Raw genomic sequence first — 18,611 nt, 5'->3', positions numbered from 1 at the left:
AGCGCGCAGTTATTATGCAAAAGCACGCTTAAAAAATTCCGGCTGCGCAAGCGCTGCGCGATGAATATCGATATTGTAGTAAACGGTTTCAAAGCCCTTTTTAGCGGCATCCATTTCTCTGAAATGACCCAGATCGGCTTTGGATGCCATCGTCGCGCTCCACCAGCCGGAAGGATAAATACATTGCGGGAAAAACACGGTTTGCAGATGATCAAAACCCGCGCCTTGCATGGCTGAACGCATTTCGCCCATTAATTTTAGATGGTATAAAGCGGACTCGCTTTGTTGAATGACGATGCCGGTATCCGACAAACAATTGAAACAATCACGGTAAAATTCGGCACCGAACAAACCTTCCGCCGGACCGATGGGGTCGGTGCTGTCGACGATAATAATGTCAACGGAACCGGGTGCGGCGTCTTTTACCCATTTGATGCCGTCGATAAATTTCAATTCGGCTCGGGGATCATCATTCGATTCACACAATTCAGGAAAATAAATTTCAGCCAGCCGGGTGACGCGTTCATCAATATCGATCTGAACGACATGCTCAACGCCTGGATGTTTCAATACTTCTTTTAGGGTTCCGCAATCGCCGCCGCCGATAATCCAGACATTTTTGGGATTGGGATGGGTGAACAACACCGGATGGCTCATCATTTCATGATAGAAAAAGTTATCCCGGGTCGAGACCATGGTACAGCCGTCTATCACCATCAGATTGCCGAAGGTTTCGGTTTCGTATATTTCGATAAATTGAAACGGGGATTGTTCTTCGTGCAATTTACGTTTGATTTTTAATGAAAAAGCCGATTCGGCACCGGGGACTTGCTCGGTAAACCATTCAGAGGGATTCATGTGCGATAATTCCTGAAATTAAAATGAAACAATAATACGGGCATTATATTAGAATTTTGTGACATAAGGGGAAGTGCTGAACAAATCAGCCTCTCCAAATTTAAGATCTTCCGCCATTCACAACAACGTGATAAGTAACCGAAATTTAGGAACAGAGGCAAGACGTGCAACCTAACCCATCAAAACCATGGACCATCGAAGAATCAGCGGAAATTTACTCAATCGACAATTGGGGAGACGGCTTTTTCTCCATCAATAAAGCCGGACGGGTGTCAGTCAAGCCCGATCCCGATCTGCCGGTAGAGCTGGATTTGTTTGAAATAGCCCAAACGTTGAAAGAAAAAAACCTGTCGTTGCCGGTACTGGTTCGTTTTACCGATATTTTAAAAAACAGGGTGAGACAATTGCAGCAAGCATTTGATAAAGCCTGCCGTAATAATCACTATCAGGGCCATTACACGCCGGTTTATCCGATCAAGGTCAATCAGCAGCGTAAAGTCATAGAAGGCATTTTGGCAAGTGACAATGTCGGCCTGGAAGCCGGAAGCAAACCGGAATTGCTGGCGATACTGGCTTTATCCAAACACGGTTTGATCGTTTGCAACGGATACAAAGACCGCGCGTATATCCGTTTGGCCCTGATCGGTTTAAAGATGGGGATGAATGTCTATATCGTCATCGAAAAGCCGTCTGAACTGGAAATGATTTTGCAGGAAGCTGCGCAACTCAACATAAAGCCGCAGCTGGGCGTTCGCGTGCGTTTATCGAGCATCAGCGCCGGTAAATGGCAGAACAGCGGCGGCGAAAAATCCAAATTCGGTTTTCATGCCGCCGATCTTCTGCATCTGATCACTCGGCTCAAGCAAGAAAATTTGTTGGATTGCTTGAAGTTGATGCACTTTCACATGGGATCGCAAATCGCCAACATCCGTGATATTAAAGTCGCGCTTAAAGAAGCCGGTCAGTTTTATGTGGAGTTGCACAAACTGGGTGCCCCCATTGATACCGTTGACGCCGGCGGTGGATTGGGCGTCGATTATGACGGTAGTCGCTCGCGGCGGGAATGCTCCATTAACTACAGCATGGAAGAGTATGCGCAAAATATCGTTCGCAGTTTTGCCGATAGCTGCAGTGAACACGGTATCGCGCACCCCAACATTATTACCGAATCCGGCCGCGCACTGACCGCGCATCATGCGGTGCTGATCACTAATGTTACCGACCTTGAAGTCTATATCGGTCAATCGGGTGAACCCGCCGTGCAGCCGCTACACAATATCGCCGAGCTTTATCATGATGCGCAATTCGTCCTGGCCGAGGCGCGTCAGGCATTCGCTCAAGGCAAACTTGGCTTGACTGAACTGGCAACCGCCGAGCAACAACAGATCCAGGTTTTTCAGCAAATAAAAAGTCAGCTCAATCCGAATATTCACAGCGAATCATCCATTCTTGCCGAGCTTAACGAGAAACTGGCCGATAAAGTGTTTTGTAATTTCTCGCTATTTCAATCATTGCCCGATATTTGGGGTATAGATCAGGTTTTCCCCATCATGCCTATTCACCGGCTTAACGAGCAACCTGATCGGCGCGCCGTATTACAAGATCTGACCTGCGATTCCGATGGCGTGATAGACCTTTATGTGGACGGACAGAACATTGAAAAAACCTTGCCTGTGCATGCTATCGATTTAAATGAGCCCTATTTGATCGGTTTTTTTATGGTCGGGGCTTACCAGGAAATCCTGGGCGATATGCATAATCTGTTCGGCGATACCCATTCGATCAACATTGAGCTGGATCCTAACGGTTACCATTTTTCCGACTTGCAGATCGGCGAAAATGTCGGTGACTTGCTGGATTATGTGCACATCAATCCGGAAGAATTAAGAGCGGCGTACCGGCAAAAACTGGCACTCAGCGATATCAACGAAACACTGCGCCAAATGTACCTGAAAGAACTGGACGCCGGTTTGGTTTCTTACACGTACCTGGAGAAATAATATGAAAGCAGGTTTGATTGGCTTAGGTGCCATGGGTTTGGGCATGGCAAGGAATCTGGCCAAAGCCGGTTTGCTGGCCGCCGTTTACAACCGCACGGAAAGTAAAGCGCATGATTTGGCCGATGAACTTAGGGTCAGCGCTCACACTGATCCTGCCGAATTGGCACAAGTGGTGGATGTGGTGCTGATCTGTATTTCAGCCGATCAGGATGTGCTGGCGGTGGTTAACGCGATTGCGGACTCAATCAAACCCGGGACTGTCGTTATCGATATGTCCACCGTGAGCAGCGACACTGCGCTTCAAGCGGCAGCCATGATGGCCGAAAAGCAGGTTGACTTTCTGGATGCGCCGGTATCAGGCGGTGTTGAAGGCGCCAATAACGGGACACTGGTCACGATGGTTGGCGGGGATGCCGACGCGTTGGAGCGTGTTCGTCCGGTATTGGCCGCGATGACCAAACGCATCGTCCACATGGGTCCGGTAGGCATGGGTCAGGCGACTAAAGCCGTCAATCAAATCATGTGTGCAGGCATCAGCCAGGCTGTCACCGAAGCGTTGGCATTTGGCCAGGCACAAGGCTTGCCCATGGATAAAGTCGTCGACGTCATCTCCGGCGGTGCCTCAGGCAACTGGTTTCTGGAACACCGGGGCCTCACAATGACCCAGGGCACTTTTGCCCCCGGCTTCAAGCTGGCGCTGCATCACAAAGACCTGAACATTTGCCGGCACATGGCTCAAAAATCAGGGTCAGCAATACCGCTGTCGGATAAGACGGTGAAAGATTATGAACAACTGATGGCTCAAGGTTTTGGTGACGAGGATATTTCGGCGCTTTACCGTTTGAAGCGGGACAAAAAGTAGCCTGGATGAAGCTTAAGCGAAATAAGGACGCATGAAGATATCCCTGTTGCAGAGCCTTTTCAATCAATCACCTACACATTCAATTCCAAGAGGGCGAGTAGTTACAAAGATCATTGTCATTGAATTCCCGTATTGCGCGAAGCTTCTTACCAGGAAACGCCCCAGCATGTTATCCAAATCTTATTCTGCGTGGAATCCATTATCAGCTAAGCTTTTGGTATGAGGATTAAGCAACACCTGTTTGCCGCTTCACTCTTTGGAAACATGAAACTACCTATAGGGCTATCATGAGAAACAACCTTCCTGTTACCCAAAACGCTATTGATTACCCCGGTGCGCTGGTCCTGACTTCGGCTACCGACCCTAATGGCGTTATAAGTTACGTTAATCCTGACTTCATCAAATTAAGCGGATTTAGTGAAGAGGAATTGCTAAATCATAACCACAATATTGTCCGGCATCCCGATATGCCCAGTGAAGCATTTGCGGATATGTGGGGAACGATCAGTGCGGGAAAACCCTGGATGGGAATCGTTAAAAATCGCTGCAAAAACGGTGACCATTACTGGGTTGATGCTTTTGTCACGCCTCGTATCGAAAAAGGCCGGGTTATCGGTTTTGAATCGGTTCGCGTTAAACCCGATAGTGAACTTCTGGATCGTGCCGAACAACTTTATAAAAACATACAATCAGGGAAATCGGCCGATCTTAACTCCCGACGTCTGGGTATTCTTGGCCGGATTATGTTTGGTAACGCATCCCTGTTCGCTGTTTTGTTTTCCGCCTTGTACCTAATGGGAGAAATCGGCCCAGTATCGGCAGGCATTTCTTTTTCACTGGCGACACTGGTTTCTTCATTGCTCATCAGGATAATTCTGTCTCCACTCCAAGATGTCGTGGAGACTGCCAGGAAAGAAGTCAACAATCCATTAATGCAGCACATCTATACCCGCGATAAAACGGAGGCAGGCCAATTACTCCTGACGTTTAAACTGCTTAAGGCAAAATCAAGAACTATTATTCTGCGCCTGACCCAGTCAACTGAGACACTTTTACAAAAAGCCGAAGAGACCAATTCTGCCGTCAACGAGGTGACGGTGGCCATGCACCATCAGTTACAAGAAACTCATAGCATCGCCAGTGCTGTCCAGCAATTGACCGGTACTATCGATGAAGTTGCCCGAAGCGCCAGTAATGCCGCTAAAGCAGCGACGGATGCCAATCAGCAATCGAAGCAAACCTTGTCGCGTGTCAGTGAAACACTTGATTTGATAAGCTCTTTGTCCCAAGAAATCGATGGCGCCGAAACAGCCATTCAGCATTTGGCCAAAAACAGCCTGGATATCAGCGGTGTGCTTGATGTGATTAAAAGCATTGCCGAGCAAACGAATTTGCTGGCTTTAAACGCAGCAATTGAAGCTGCCCGGGCAGGAGAACAGGGACGCGGGTTTGCAGTGGTTGCCGATGAAGTGAGGACTTTGGCAGGACGTACCCAAAAGTCAACTGAGGAAATCAATTCGATGATTCAGGCCTTGCAACAGGGGACAAGCAGGACAGTAGAAGAAATGGCGAAAGTTCGAAGAAAAGCTTCTGAAAGTGCGGAACAAGGCCAAATATCGACCCAATTATTGATTGAGACCAATAATTCGGTGAACACCATCAGTGACATGACCTTACAAATTGCAACTGCGGCGGAGCAACAGCACGCTGTCTCCGCAGAAATAGCCCGAAATATAGTCGCTATTGACAGGCTATCTCAGGAAACATCCAGTCACGCAGCTAAAGCCGGCCGATCTTGCGAAGACTTGTCAGAGCTCAGTAGAACGCTGGACATCATGGTCGAACAATTCAATGATTGAAAAACCTGATTATCTGCTGCTTCCAGCATCAAGATATCTCAGCCGGAATCAAGCCCTATAAAGGCTGCCGGGCTTTGTTTGGGCTTCATACCTGCCACTAAAATCAAAACTTGTTGTACTTTTATGCGAGTCAACGGCTCTTTTAGCTGATGACGAGGCGACAGGTTAAACATAATTCCCGGCTTAAATGGTAGAATCGTCGGTTTGTTTGCTGTCGAGTCCCTTTATCCATGTCCGAACATTTTCCCCTTGCTCCGGAAGTCCTGAGATTAACCATAGATCTCCAGGAAATTGATTATTCGCTGACCACCAAATCACAACCACCCATTCTGGGACAGACCCGGGCGCAATCCGCGTTGGAATTTGGCGTCAGCATGCAGAATTCCGGTTATAACATTTATGTCATGGGTGAGCCTGGTACGGGGCGTTTGTCGATGATTACCAGCCATCTGGACAGTCTGGCACAACATCATGCTGCTCCGCCCAGTTTTGCTTATGTCGATAATTTTGAAAATCTTCGTGAACCCGTTGCCATCGAATTACCGGCGGGCGTCGGTGCAAAATTCAGTAAAGACATTGACAAATTAATCGATAATTTATTGGCGACATTTCCCGCTGTTTTTGAAAGCCCGACCTATCAGCAAAAAAAGAGTGCCATAGAGCGGGCGTTCAATCAGAAATATAATGCTGCATTGAGTCAGGTTGAAAACCGGGCGCAGGAGGCAGGAATTGCTGTTTATCGAGAGAGCGAAACGATCACCTTTCTCCCTGTCCGGGATAATAAATCCCTGGACGAAGATCAGTTTACCCAGCTTCCTCAGGAAGAGCGCGAGGCTTTTAAAGCCCAGGTGGAAATACTGGAAAATTTTCTGAGCGATGTGTTGCTGGAATTACCACAATGGCGCCGGGCGATGGTTAAAGACATCCGGGAGCTGGATGATTTAACGATTACACAAGCGATTACACCGCTGTTTAAAGAATTGAAGAAACAGTATCAGAATATTGATGATGTCATCACTTATCTGGCTGAAATTAAAAAAGATTTGCGCAACAGCATTGCCATTGAACTGGCGAATCTGCCATTCATGGATTCCCGGGATAATCAAACCAAACGCCAGTTGCTTGTCGAGCGCTACGCGCCCAACATTCTCATCGATTACAAGCAGGGCAGCGGCGCACCGGTCATTTACGAACCCCATCCTATCTATCAGAACCTGTTTGGCCGCATCGAATATCAGAATGAGCAAGGCACCTTGGTCACCAATTACCGGCGCATCTGCCCCGGTTCCCTGCATAAGGCCAATGGCGGTTATCTGATTCTTGATGCCGATAAACTATTGAACTACCCGTTTGTTTGGGAAGGCTTAAAACGGGCGTTGAAATCCGGCAAAATTGAAATCGAGTCGCCTTATTCGGAATTGGGCATCACTACCATGACGCTGAAGCCGGAAGTTATTCCGCTTAATATAAAAGTGATCCTGGTCGGTTCCCGGGACATCTATTACTTGTTGCAAGAACTGGATAATGAATTTAACGAAATGTTCAGGATATTGGCCGACTTTGATGATCATATCAAGATTACGCCGTTATCCATTCAGCAGTTTGCGACATTGATGGTTAAGCAAGCTGCCGATTCCGGAGCAAAACCCCTGACGCGATGCGCGATTGAAAGACTTATCGAGCACAGTTGCCGTCAGGCCGAGCATCAGCGCCGCTTGTCTGCGCATATCAACGATTCGCTGGAAATCATAGGCGAGGCCAACTTATTAAGCACGCAGGCGGCTGTTGATGTCATCGATAAACAGTTTGTAGAAAAAGCGCTGGCGGCGCGTGAACATCGCAATGGGCGAATTTCGGAAGCGATACTCGAAGAAATGCTGGACGGCACTATTCTGATTGATACCGAAGGTGGTGCCATCGGCAAAGTGAACGGTCTTACGGTGCTTGAAATCGGTGGCAGCAGTTTCGGTGCCCCTGCCCGTATAACCACAACGGTTTATCCGGGCTCCCGCGGTATAGTCGATATTGAGCGGGAAGTGGAACTGGGACAGGCCTTGCATTCCAAAGGGGTGATGATTCTGACCGGCTATTTAGGACATTGTTACGCGCAGCAATTTCCCCTGGCCATTTCCGCCAGCATCGCGATAGAGCAATCCTACGGTTATATTGACGGCGACAGCGCCTCTCTGGCTGAGCTGTGCAGTTTGATTTCGGCTTTGACATTAACGCCTATCAAACAAACATTTGCTGTGACCGGCTCCATCAATCAATACGGTGAGGTGCAGGCAATTGGCGGGGTCAATGAAAAAATCGAAGGGTTTTTCAGGCTTTGTCAGGCACGCGGGCTAAACGGTGAGCAGGGCGTCATTGTTCCTAAAGCGAATCAACGTAATCTAATGCTCATGAAGGAAGTGGTCGACGCAGTCGCCCAGGGATTATTCAGTGTCTATACGGTTTCAAATGTCGATGAAACTCTGGAAATACTGATGGGTCAGCCTGCCGGGGCAACCGATGAAGAAGGCAACTATCCGGAGAATAGCGTTAACTACAAAGCTATTTTGCGCTTGAAAGCCATATCGGATATGACGAATGAAGAAGATAAAGAGGAAGGCGCCTGATCTAAAAGCCATCAATCACCTTGTCACATTAAGGAATCACCGATCAAGTTGATTCCTTACGTTCTAAATTTAAGAGCCGTTGTTTTTCCTAAAATGCCGTTTCTGAACGGACTTTGCGCGCTCGTCCCTCCTTTGTACAACGTGGCTTATTCATCTGCGTCTGATTTAATCCTGAATCCCAAAGCATTGCATGGCTTTTTATTGATGAAATCAATTGTTCTGATAGTAACAATCAATTTCTAATTAAGGCAAATGATCGATAAACTGGTCTTGCTTGAAAAATGAGTTGGCTGTGACGATAAAACTATTGCACATGAACTCACTAAGGCAGACTTTTTTAACTCTTTTAACGAGGATTCAACCATGTCAAATGAAGGTTATCACGAATCTATTAGCGAGCTTTCTGATGAAACGCGGGACATGCATAGAGCCATTACCTCTTTGATGGAGGAACTTGAAGCGGTCGACTGGTATAACCAAAGAGTCGACGCCTGCAAGAATAATGAGCTGAAAGGCATACTCGCACATAACCGCGATGAAGAGAAAGAGCACGCGGCAATGCTGCTGGAATGGATACGCAGACAGGATCCTAAATTTAACAGTGAATTACGTGATTATCTGTTTACGGATAAGCCACTTGCTCATCATTAACAGCTTGAACCGACTTCCGGAGAATTCAAATGACTTATACCGTGCCAAATGTAGTTTTTAAAACCCGCGTCCGTGATGAAAGTATCGGAGGCGAAAATCCTTTTCGCTGGCAGGATGTCGGCACCGATGATATTTTCAAAGGTAAAAAAATAGTTCTATTCGCATTGCCGGGGGCATTTACGCCCACATGTTCAAGCACGCATCTGCCGGGTTATGAGGCAAAATACCAGGAACTTATCGATCAAGGCGTTGATGAAGTCTATTGCTTAAGTGTTAACGATGCTTTCACGATGTTTCAGTGGGGGAAACATCAGGGTATTCAGCATGTGAAAATGCTGCCCGACGGAAATGGGGATTTTTCGCGGGGCATGGGTATGCTAGTCAAAAAGGAAAACCTGGGCTTCGGCTACCGTTCCTGGCGTTATTCAATGCTGGTTGACGATAAAGCAATCTTCAAGGTGTTCAGTGAACCGGGTCTTTCCGACAATTGCCCCGACGATCCTTTCACGGTTAGCGATGCAGACACCATGCTGGCTTATCTGAAAGACCGTTAACTATTCAGTACGTGTGAAGTCATCCTTGTAAGGCATGAATGCAAAGTCCTGTTGTAGATGGCTTGATAAATCAATGGTTTGCGGCCATTGAGTGATTCGCTGAACAGTAACGAAGATCGCGGGTTTTAGAATCCGGACACAGCTTAAGCCGGGGTCAGTCAACGCATCGACCTTTTCTTTTTCATCCTTTCAAAATCGATCCGAGAGGTTTCAAATGACTCACTATGATTATGACCTGTTTGTGATCGGTGCCGGTTCGGGCGGCGTTCGCGCGGCCCGAACCGCTTCCGGAATGGGCGTTCGTGTCGCAATTGCCGAAAACCAGTATCTTGGCGGCACGTGTGTAAATGTTGGTTGCGTTCCCAAAAAACTGTTCGTCTACGCCTCCCGCTTCAGAGAAGACTTTAAAGCGTCGCAAGGTTTTGGCTGGTCGGTCGGCGAGCCGCAATTCGATTGGTCGTGTTTGTTGGCTCAAAAAAACCGGGAGATTGAGCGCTTACAAGGCATATACGGTGGTTTGCTGGATAATTCAGGTGTCACCCTGATTGATGGTAAAGCCAAGCTACTGGACACTCATACGGTCCGAGTGGGCGAGCAGCAATTTTCTTACGAACGAATTCTGATTGCCACCGGCGGTCGCCCTTTTGTTCCTGACATTCCTGGCAAAGAAAACGTTGTCACTTCAAATGAAATGTTCGCCTTAGCCACACTTCCCAAACGAATTTTGATTGTCGGAGGCGGCTACATTGCGGTGGAATTTGCTGGGATCATGCACGGTCTGGGCGTTAAAACGACGCTTTGTCACAGGGGCGATAAACTGCTGAGAGGTTTTGATGACGATGTCAGAACATTTTGCGTAGAAGAAATGCGCAAAAAAGGGATAGAGATCCTGTTCAATACTGAAATCAAATCCGTAGAAAAAAATGAAAACGGTTTTACCGTGCAAACCGGACAGGCTGCTCCACTTGAAGCCGATCTTGTTTTATATGCAACCGGCCGGATACCGAATATTGCCGGGTTAGGTCTGGAGGGGCTGGGTGTGGAACTCAGCAGCAAGGGCGCAATCAAGGTTGACGAAAATTATCAAACCAATATTCCTTCGATTTATGCGCTGGGTGATATTACCGATAGAGTCAACCTGACGCCGGTTGCTATTGCTGAGGCAATGGCTTTGGTTAATGCGCTCTATTCCGATCGTCCTGCGCCCGTTGACTATGACAATATTCCTACGGCCGTTTTCAGTCAACCTAATATAAGTACTGTCGGTTTGACTGAAGCCGAAGCAAGAAAGCGTTACCAGGATATCGATATTTATAAGTCCGTTTTTAAGCCGATGAAACATACTCTTTCCGGATTGGATGAAAAGACGCTTATGAAAATGATTGTCAGGCAAAGTACCGGAAAAGTGCTGGGTATTCATATGGTTGGTGAGAATGCGGCTGAAATCATTCAAGGGATGGCGATTGCAATCCGGGCCGGAGCAACTAAAGCCGTTTTTGACTCGACGATAGGCATTCACCCTACGGCCGCTGAAGAGTTCGTTACGATGCGCAAACCTGAAGATTGATGCACGGGTTTAATTTTCTGTGAAAGTCTTATAGCAGCGGCTAGAGGCTTTTCTCCGCGGAAAGATACGGGGTAGAAAAAGTTTCTAAGGTGATATTGGGTTTTTTAGTTACCGGACTGGCTTTGGGCCGCTTGTTGTAGCCATTTTTGAGTCACTCACCATGAAAAAGCAATGGGTCTTGTTCATGATGAGTTTGCTGCAGATAACAATCAGCGTGTTTATAGCGTATTAAAAAACGCCTGCAATAGAGCGAACGAGACCATTGGTTAACTCTGGCACAGCCTCTTCGTACTCCAGATTGACCTGATTTGCTGAGCTAACGACCCGGGTGCGGTATTTTTTTCTATCGCTGACTTCTGATGAAGTTTGTGTTCTTGAACCGCCAATCCCTTGTTTAGCATCCTGTTGACTGTCCTGTCTGATCATCACGCCTTGTTTGGCTTTTTCAGCGATTTCAAGATCAGTCACAACCATGAAGGTGGTGTCATGAACAGCGGCATCCGCAATAGTCTCAACCAAACCGCCCACAGCAACGCCGGCAAGTCCGCCAATTCCGGCACCCGACCAGCCGCCTAAACCACCGCCGATCGCTGCTCCTGCTGCTGCCCCGCCCAGCGCACCGCCAAAACCGGAACCCAATGCCGTTTCTGCCGCTGTCGGGTTGGCTTTTCCAACACTCAAAATATTTGCTCTCAACCAGTAATGAGCACGTTCCGGATCATTCGTAACCACGTAGCCTCGCGACTGTAATGATTGGCGAATGGGATCCATGATATCAAAATTGGATTTGTCAGACGTATTGCGAATCTCCAGATACACCACTTTCTTATCAGGGCCTACCGGATCAAGAAAAATGGTATCGCTCATTTTGGTCTGAACGTCCAGATCTTTTTTTGCAATAGAGGTATGGACTGCTGAACATCCATTTAAGAGCACAGCTGCCACTACTGCGCTCCCAAACAGAGAAAGTGTTTTTCTTTTAAAATTAACCATTAACATCCCCTTAAAGTGTTTACGCCAGATAAAAAGTTAAAAATTGTTTGAAATTCAGGAAAATTGAAAATAAAAGATTTCAAATGGATTCAATTAATAAGGCCAATAATAGCCGTTATATCGATGGAAATAGCTGCAATCCCTATAATCATTCCAGGAATAACGGCGAAGGTCCGCGCAAGTATAGCCCCTTCGCCAGTATTTACTGGGAGTGGATACGGGCGGCGTACCCTTTTTTGTTGCTTCTTCGATGTATGCTTCTAATTTTGCATTGTCTGCGACATTAAACGGCTGTGACATCACCATTTCATTCAAGCGATTTTGCATATCCTCTTGCTCGTCCGCTAAGGCAATATCACTGCAAAGCAGGGAAACCGCCATTAACGTGATACTTCTAAAAGAGTTACTTGTTTGTATTGCCATAATTTCCCCCTGATTTGACGATCCCAATAAATTTCAGGAACCCATAAAAGTGCTTATCGATTGTAGTTTCCAGGTTAAATATTGACAACCGAAAAGCCGGACAAGCGCTTTTTTTGATGGCTGGATCACGTGACAAGCAAACAATTTGCATTGCTATTCTTTACAGAAAATTGCCCGTTCGCTAAAAAAGGGCAGGCATTGACCGAAGTCAGCATAACCAAAAGGCTAAAAAATAACGGTCCGTATTTTTAGAAAAATAAAGATTATCTAAGTGTCATCCCTTATCCCTCTTACGCTTACAAGACGGCGTAATTTTATAAGTATCTCTATTAATTCACATTTTTAAAATTCAAATAGACTGTTTTTAGTCCTGTTTAAGAAAAGCTTAAGACTTGCCCGGTTAGAATCGAAGCGTAGATAATGAGAAAAGGTGTTAATTTATGAGTAAAATCATGTTGGCAACGTGTGCGTTTGTAATCGGAACCTATGTCGGAAGCCCCATTAAAACGGCTTACGGAGAGGGTCTTTATTTTGATGAACACTCAACCAAAAAAATTGCTAAAAGAAATCTGATTCAGAGACTTCGTAATAAACCATTAAGCAAAGTATCTTGGTACGGCGCTAAGTTTCACGGAAAAAAAACGGCCAGTGGTCAAAAGTTTAATATGAATGCTATGACAGCGGCTCATAAAACTTTACCGCTGATGTCTTATGTAAAAGTTACAAATCCTAAAAACGACCAAAGTGTAGTTGTTCAAATCAATGACCGAGGGCCTTATGTAGGGCACAGAGAAATGGATTTATCATATGCTGCTGCCAAGGAGTTGGGCATCGTAAAAAAAGGTGTGGATACGGTAAAAATAGAACCGCTGACACACGCTCAAGCAATACTTGAATTAGGCAGGGACGAGTCTTAGTTTAGTTTGAGGATCTTCCGAATGTTACATTACATTCGGAAGCCCCTCCATTTTTCGATAAGAACGTTATAAGCCGCCAGACGACTTGTTAATTAAGTCAGTTCAATCTCCGCTATTCATTCCGCATTACCCAATCAATCCACAGATCATAAAATTAAGCATTTTTTAAAAACCTGATAAGTTACCGGTAAGGGACTTTCGATGGATCTGCTTCAGCAGCGATCTTAAAAACGGGTTGAGCTGTTCTTGCTTTGGATCAGAACGGATTAACAACTTTACAAAATCCAGCGCTGATAGTCAGATCTTAGCGTCTGTAAATTCAGAAAGTTATACCTTTCGCACTTCAAATTTCGGCAGTGCCTAAGGAGGCAACGGGTTGTTCGGCAAAGGCTTTGCCAGCATGGATGCTGGCATAGAGCCTACAGGGATGGTTTTACGGCGTCCTTTGACGGGCACCCCGGTGCCGAATTTGGATCTACGATGGGTATAGCTTATTTTTTACAATCATAATAATAAACATCATAAAAAGGTGGAGATCTATGAAAGCAAGTTTAATCTTAAATGCACTCATTATACTCACGCTGCCTACCCAGTTATGGGCCTATGGCAGTAGCAGCAGCAGTAAAAAAGCCTGCGAAAAGCCTTATTTTTCGGAGTTTGTTCCGCCCGAAAAGGCTGAAGTTGCAGTTGGTTCGGAATTCTCTTTTACAGCGGCCACTGTCAGTAATCCGGAAAGTATTAAAGTGACCATCAAAAATCAACCGGTTGACATCAAAGTGACGTCCAAAGGCGGTAAATATAATGTAACCGGTAAACTTCCCAACTCTTTAGCCGGTAGCTTCGCAAGGATCAATATTGCAGCGAACGGCCCCAATCAATGCAAAGGAACCGGCGGCTGGCTGATTAAAGTCAATGAGTAAATTTTCAAGCGCCTTGAATTATTTAACGATCTGATAACAAGGTACATAGGTTTTTCCCGGCAGCTTCATGCGCTGCTGGGATATAAACGCCTTCAATAATTGATCCACAGGATCCATGATTTCGGCATCTCCTTTTATTTCAAAGTGGCCAAATTGTTCGATGGCTCTTATGCCATCGGCTTTGACATTGCCCGCAACAATACCGGAAAAAACCCGCCGCAGATTGGCTGCCAAATGATGACGTGGTTGATTGCCGTGCAGCTTTAAATTGCTCATGTTCTCATGATGCGGTTCGAAGGGCTGCTGAAACTCAGGACTGATTGTGATTGACCAATTAAAATAATAAGCATCATCCCTGTGTTTTCGATATTCTCTGACTGATTTGAGCCCCTCTCTCATTTCACGGGCAACCCGGGCAGGATCATTAATTACGATTTTATAACGTTGCTGGGCTTCAAGGCCCAAGGTGTCGCCTATAAATTGGTGGATCTGCTTAAAATAACTTTCAGAGGCTTTAGGGCCGGTAAAAATCAATGGGAAAGGTATTTCGACATTGTCCGGATGTAACAAGATGCCCAGCAAATAAAGAATCTCTTCGGCAGTGCCGGCACCACCGGGAAAGACGACTATCCCGTGCCCGACTCTGACAAACGCTTCTAGACGTTTTTCAATATCAGGCAGAATCACTAATTCATTAACGATGGGATTAGGTGCCTCGGCAGCAATGATGCCGGGTTCAGTAATGCCGACATAACGGCCCATAGAGATCCGCTGTTTGGCGTGGCCTATGGTCGCACCTTTCATCGGGCCTTTCATTGCACCGGGACCGCAACCGGTGCAAATATCCATACCCCTTAATCCCAGTTCATAACCGACCTGCTTGGTATAGTTGTATTCCTCGCGAGAGATGGAATGCCCCCCCCAACAAACGACCAATTTCGGGTCGGTTTGAGCTCGCAATACCCCGGCATTACGCAAAATATGAAAAACGGCACTCGTTGCGCCATCTGTTGTTTGTAAATCAAATTTTGGATTCTCATTGATTTCGTCACTGACATAAATGATGTCACGTAACACACTAAACAGATGCTCTTTAATCCCTTTGATCATATGTCCATCGACAAAGGCATTGGCTGGAGCATTTTTCAATTCCAGCTTGATACCTCTTTGCTCCTGAATCACGGCAATTTCAAATGATTGATACTGCTCCAGTAATTCTTTCCCGTCATCCATAGCACTACCGCAATTGAGAACGGCTAAAGAACAACTTCTGAGCAGCTTATACAAGCCGCCCTGGCTGGTATCAAGTAATTTATGAACTTCAGCTTTGGACAATACCGACAAATGACTTTCAGGGGAAATGCGTGCATCGACGACATTACTTTTCATAGAGTTGTAATTAATCCGAATTTAAAAAAAATAGTAATAGGCAAGACTCAATTTAGCTTCCATTGATCTTTATGGTTTTGACCGCGCGAAGTATATAACAACTGAAGTGTTTCATATGCGGCATTCACACATTTTTTAACCCCAATGCCTGTCCTGTTCGCCGGATAATCGTATTCCATTTAATTAATGCAGGGCGCCGAATTGTTACTTTCTAACGGGATAAATGGATAAACCACTTCGTCCCTTCTCATTTTAGGGACGTCAAAAAAGGATTAATGGATTTAGTCTAAACTTAACCGTTCAACACCTTTTTGTTTCCCCTTACCCGAAATGCCATGAACAACACTGTTATCCTTATATGTGGTTTGATAGGTTGGGTGCTTGTCTCACAGGCCATTCACGCGGAGGACGCAAGTGATGTTTACGCACTTGATCTGGAAGAACTGTTAGATATCAAGGTAACCTCCGTTTCAAAAAAAGCTGAGTCTCTTTCTGACGCTCCGGCCGCTATTTTTGTCATCAGTAATGAAGACATCAATCGGTCCGGTGTTACCACTATCCCTGATGCATTACGCATAGCTCCCGGTATAGATGTTGCGCGTATTGATTCCAATAAGTGGGCTGTTTCATCCCGTGGTTTTAACGGCCGCTTCGCCAATAAACTGCTGGTGTTGATTGATGGGCGTAATATTTATACCCCGGCATTCTCGGGTGTTTATTGGGAAATGCAAGATGTCATGATGGAAGATGTCGATCGCATTGAGGTCATCAGAGGTCCCGGCGCCGCGCTATGGGGCGCTAATGCAGTCAACGGCGTGATCAACATTATTACCAAACACTCAGCCGACACTCAAGGCGGTTTAGTTACGGGCGGTGGCGGAACCGAAGAGCTTGGATTCGGTTCTGCACGTTACGGGACCCAGTTAGGCAAAGATACCACCGGACGGGTCTATATGAAAGGTTTCGAAAGAGATGAATTGATCAATCAAGACCAATCCAGGTCAAGCGATGATTGGGACAAAGTACAAGGCGGTTTCAGAGTCGATTCATTAGTAACCAATATGGATGCGTTTACCGTTCAAGGCGACGCATACCATAGCAATTTTAACCAAAAGCTTTACTACCCCGCTTTTGATACGCCGAATGGCGCCGCTTTTGTTAACGATAATGCCCAAGTTTATGGTGCTAACGTGGTAGGACGCTTGCAGCATACCTTTTCATCCACCTCAAGTTATACCATGCAACTTTACTACGACCGGTATGACCGGGAAGATATCTATATTCACGAATTACGCAACACCTACGATATTGATTTTCAGCATCGCTTTGCCCTGAACGACTGGAATGACATTATTTGGGGGGGAGGTTACCGTTATACTGAAACGGAAACGCGGTTCGATATGACACCGGCAATTTCTTTTGATCCACAGAACCGCGGCGATCAGTATTTTAGTGCTTTTTTACAGGACGAAATTAGTTTGGTTGACGAGACTTTGTGGCTTACGCTGGGCTCAAAATTTGAACATAACGATTATACCGGTTTTGAATATCAGCCCACCGCACGGCTTATGTGGACGCCGCATCCCTCCCACAAGGCCTGGGCGGCCGTTTCCAGAGCAGTAAGAATCCCCTCCCGTATTGATTCGGATATGACTTTGCGAGGAAGCATCATTCCTGCCGGGCAATCACCTTACCCTCCTTATCCGGTTGAAGCGACCGTTAATGGATCTAAAAGCTTTGATTCCGAAGAACTGCTCGCTTATGAAGTGGGTTACCGCTTTACTTTTGCCAAATTATTTTCTTTGGATGTATCGGCATTTTTTAACGATTATAAAAGTTTGCGATCATTTAATCCCGGGCAGCCAATCCTGCCGATGATAAATCCATATATTACTCAACCCTTCATCGTTGACAATGGCAATTCGGGAGAAACCTACGGGGTTGAAACCGCGGTAGTCTGGCAAATGCGGGACAACTGGCGATGGGATTTGAGCTACAGCTTTATTGAAACCCATCTACACAACACTGAGTATTATCAAGAGGCTGTTTCCCCACAGCACAAGGTCTCATTGCGCTCTTCAATTAACCCATGGAAGGATATCAGCTGGGATATTTGGCTGCGTTATACCGATGATGCCAGCGCCTTCACCGTGGTCGGCGCTACACCTGTTGAAAGCTATATCACGATGGATATGCGCCTGGGTTGGCGTATCCACAAAGATGTCGAAATATCGTTGGTCGGTCAAAATTTACTGAATGACAGCCAACTGGAATATACCAGTGAAAATTTTATCCAACCCACAGAAAACCAGAGAGGTTTCTATGGCAAGCTGGCTTGGCAATTTTAGCCAAAAGCATTCGTCTTGAATGGGTTTATAGCGCCTCTTAAATGATGATTGTCATTTCAAAGTTTATTCGAAAGTCCGGTGGGGTAAATAACCAAACCCCCTCAAATTCGCGGTCTTTTGCATTTGTCGCCCTGTTATGGACAGGCGTATTATCTTGCGCGAGCGTTAATGCTGAAACACTGGAAGAGTTTGCGGTTAAAACCGCAGTGACACTTAATCTTGCGATATTCACAGAATGGCCTGAGCATACATTTAAAAGCGAAGATGAAGATTTACGGCTCTGCGTGATAGGTGACAATATAGTGCAACAAGCCTTTGAACAGCTTTCAGACAAGAAAATTGGGGCGCATTCGGTCGTCATTTTCAATATCAACCGTAACCGGAACATTGATGACTGTCACATTGTTTTTATCAGCGGCCAGGATAGGCTTCAACTCGCTCAACTTCACGCCGCGGCATTAGGCAAGCCTATTCTTACTGTCGATGACACCGAGGGATTAACTTCCTTCAATGGCATCGTGAACCTGCAAAAAAATAACGATAAATTAACCTTAAATATCAACCTTGATTTAGCTAGGCAAGCGGGGTTCATAATGAGCGCCCGTTTGCTCAAAGTGGCTAATGTCATCACTGATAATCCCTAAAGGACATG

15 protein-coding genes are annotated in these 18,611 nt (G+C 46.0%); 11 read left to right on the top strand and 4 right to left on the bottom strand.

All coding sequences use genetic code 11. From position 1 onward, the window contains the following. Nucleotides 1-12 precede the first annotated feature (12 nt). Nucleotides 13-858 carry a polyamine aminopropyltransferase gene (gene speE, locus GO003_RS04190; protein ID WP_159659162.1) on the bottom strand — a complete coding sequence of 282 codons (846 nt, stop codon included), beginning with the start codon at nt 856-858 and terminating at the stop codon, nt 13-15. A gap of 164 nt (nt 859-1,022) precedes the next feature. Here speE and speA point away from each other — a divergent pair, with 164 nt between their 5' ends. The 7 genes from speA (at nt 1,023) to gor (ending at nt 10,969) form a co-directional block, all read left to right on the top strand. Further along, nucleotides 1,023-2,858, top strand: a complete 1,836-nt coding sequence (gene speA / locus GO003_RS04185; protein ID WP_159659163.1) for a biosynthetic arginine decarboxylase — start codon at nt 1,023-1,025, stop codon at nt 2,856-2,858. A 1-nt stretch (nt 2,859) separates the two neighbouring features. After that, entirely contained in the window at nt 2,860-3,720 is an 861-nt protein-coding gene (locus tag GO003_RS04180) for an NAD(P)-dependent oxidoreductase (protein ID WP_159659164.1), read from the top strand. A 287-nt stretch (nt 3,721-4,007) separates the two neighbouring features. Beyond that, nucleotides 4,008-5,579: a methyl-accepting chemotaxis protein gene (locus GO003_RS04175; RefSeq protein ID WP_159659165.1), complete on the top strand. Its 1,572-nt coding sequence runs from the start codon at nt 4,008-4,010 to the stop codon at nt 5,577-5,579. A 230-nt stretch (nt 5,580-5,809) separates the two neighbouring features. Beyond that, nucleotides 5,810-8,197 carry a Lon protease family protein gene (locus GO003_RS04170; RefSeq protein WP_159659166.1) on the top strand — a complete coding sequence of 796 codons (2,388 nt, stop codon included), beginning with the start codon at nt 5,810-5,812 and terminating at the stop codon, nt 8,195-8,197. Between the two features lie 363 nt (nt 8,198-8,560). After that, nucleotides 8,561-8,848: an encapsulin-associated ferritin-like protein gene (locus GO003_RS04165; RefSeq protein WP_159659167.1), complete on the top strand. Its 288-nt coding sequence runs from the start codon at nt 8,561-8,563 to the stop codon at nt 8,846-8,848. Nucleotides 8,849-8,877: 29 nt separating this feature from the next. Further along, nucleotides 8,878-9,402 carry a peroxiredoxin gene (locus GO003_RS04160; RefSeq protein ID WP_159659168.1) on the top strand — a complete coding sequence of 175 codons (525 nt, stop codon included), beginning with the start codon at nt 8,878-8,880 and terminating at the stop codon, nt 9,400-9,402. A gap of 214 nt (nt 9,403-9,616) precedes the next feature. Beyond that, nucleotides 9,617-10,969 (top strand): glutathione-disulfide reductase, encoded by a 1,353-nt coding sequence (gene gor, locus GO003_RS04155; RefSeq protein WP_159659169.1) that lies wholly within the window; start codon nt 9,617-9,619, stop codon nt 10,967-10,969. Between the two features lie 228 nt (nt 10,970-11,197). On the opposite strand, the gene GO003_RS04150 is transcribed toward gor, so the two are convergent. Both GO003_RS04150 and GO003_RS04145 read right to left on the bottom strand, forming a co-directional pair. Then, on the bottom strand, nt 11,198-11,962 hold the full coding sequence (locus tag GO003_RS04150; RefSeq protein ID WP_159659170.1) for a complement resistance protein TraT: 765 nt from the start codon (nt 11,960-11,962) through the stop codon (nt 11,198-11,200). Nucleotides 11,963-12,055: 93 nt separating this feature from the next. Next, nucleotides 12,056-12,385 carry a hypothetical protein gene (locus tag GO003_RS04145; RefSeq protein ID WP_206444812.1) on the bottom strand — a complete coding sequence of 110 codons (330 nt, stop codon included), beginning with the start codon at nt 12,383-12,385 and terminating at the stop codon, nt 12,056-12,058. A gap of 440 nt (nt 12,386-12,825) precedes the next feature. Here GO003_RS04145 and GO003_RS04140 point away from each other — a divergent pair, with 440 nt between their 5' ends. Both GO003_RS04140 and GO003_RS04135 read left to right on the top strand, forming a co-directional pair. Beyond that, nucleotides 12,826-13,302: a septal ring lytic transglycosylase RlpA family protein gene (locus tag GO003_RS04140; RefSeq protein WP_159659171.1), complete on the top strand. Its 477-nt coding sequence runs from the start codon at nt 12,826-12,828 to the stop codon at nt 13,300-13,302. A 539-nt stretch (nt 13,303-13,841) separates the two neighbouring features. Further along, on the top strand, nt 13,842-14,222 hold the full coding sequence (locus GO003_RS04135) for a hypothetical protein (protein ID WP_159659172.1): 381 nt from the start codon (nt 13,842-13,844) through the stop codon (nt 14,220-14,222). An 18-nt stretch (nt 14,223-14,240) separates the two neighbouring features. Here the strand turns inward: GO003_RS04135 and ppnN are convergent, their stop codons facing one another. Further along, nucleotides 14,241-15,611, bottom strand: a complete 1,371-nt coding sequence (gene ppnN / locus GO003_RS04130) for a nucleotide 5'-monophosphate nucleosidase PpnN (RefSeq protein WP_159659173.1) — start codon at nt 15,609-15,611, stop codon at nt 14,241-14,243. A 335-nt stretch (nt 15,612-15,946) separates the two neighbouring features. On the opposite strand from ppnN, the gene GO003_RS04125 reads away from it, so the two are divergent. Then, nucleotides 15,947-17,959, top strand: a complete 2,013-nt coding sequence (locus GO003_RS04125; protein WP_159659174.1) for a TonB-dependent receptor plug domain-containing protein — start codon at nt 15,947-15,949, stop codon at nt 17,957-17,959. 41 nt (nt 17,960-18,000) lie between these two features. Continuing rightward, a complete protein-coding gene (locus tag GO003_RS04120; RefSeq protein ID WP_159659175.1) occupies nt 18,001-18,603 on the top strand; it encodes a YfiR family protein in 603 nt (200 codons plus the stop codon). Nucleotides 18,604-18,611: the final 8 nt, after the last annotated feature.

Source organism: Methylicorpusculum oleiharenae, from assembly GCF_009828925.2.
Classification (GTDB): Bacteria; Pseudomonadota; Gammaproteobacteria; order Methylococcales; family Methylomonadaceae; genus Methylicorpusculum; species Methylicorpusculum oleiharenae.
This window is presented reverse-complemented; position numbering and strand designations above follow the sequence as displayed.

What these genes read in the sequence shown, in the direction of transcription:
- GO003_RS04140 (WP_159659171.1), top strand. Translation starts at nt 12,826, where the DNA reads ATGAGTAAAATCATGTTGGCAACGTGTGCGTTTGTAATCGGAACCTAT.
- GO003_RS04165 (WP_159659167.1), top strand. Translation starts at nt 8,561, where the DNA reads ATGTCAAATGAAGGTTATCACGAATCTATTAGCGAGCTTTCTGATGAA.
- GO003_RS04175 (WP_159659165.1), top strand. Translation starts at nt 4,008, where the DNA reads ATGAGAAACAACCTTCCTGTTACCCAAAACGCTATTGATTACCCCGGT.
- GO003_RS04150 (WP_159659170.1), bottom strand. Translation starts at nt 11,962, where the DNA reads ATGGTTAATTTTAAAAGAAAAACACTTTCTCTGTTTGGGAGCGCAGTA.
- GO003_RS04145 (WP_206444812.1), bottom strand. Translation starts at nt 12,385, where the DNA reads ATGGCAATACAAACAAGTAACTCTTTTAGAAGTATCACGTTAATGGCG.
- GO003_RS04170 (WP_159659166.1), top strand. Translation starts at nt 5,810, where the DNA reads ATGTCCGAACATTTTCCCCTTGCTCCGGAAGTCCTGAGATTAACCATA.
- gor (WP_159659169.1), top strand. Translation starts at nt 9,617, where the DNA reads ATGACTCACTATGATTATGACCTGTTTGTGATCGGTGCCGGTTCGGGC.
- speE (WP_159659162.1), bottom strand. Translation starts at nt 858, where the DNA reads ATGAATCCCTCTGAATGGTTTACCGAGCAAGTCCCCGGTGCCGAATCG.
- GO003_RS04120 (WP_159659175.1), top strand. Translation starts at nt 18,001, where the DNA reads ATGATGATTGTCATTTCAAAGTTTATTCGAAAGTCCGGTGGGGTAAAT.
- GO003_RS04125 (WP_159659174.1), top strand. Translation starts at nt 15,947, where the DNA reads ATGAACAACACTGTTATCCTTATATGTGGTTTGATAGGTTGGGTGCTT.
- GO003_RS04135 (WP_159659172.1), top strand. Translation starts at nt 13,842, where the DNA reads ATGAAAGCAAGTTTAATCTTAAATGCACTCATTATACTCACGCTGCCT.
- GO003_RS04180 (WP_159659164.1), top strand. Translation starts at nt 2,860, where the DNA reads ATGAAAGCAGGTTTGATTGGCTTAGGTGCCATGGGTTTGGGCATGGCA.
- ppnN (WP_159659173.1), bottom strand. Translation starts at nt 15,611, where the DNA reads ATGAAAAGTAATGTCGTCGATGCACGCATTTCCCCTGAAAGTCATTTG.
- GO003_RS04160 (WP_159659168.1), top strand. Translation starts at nt 8,878, where the DNA reads ATGACTTATACCGTGCCAAATGTAGTTTTTAAAACCCGCGTCCGTGAT.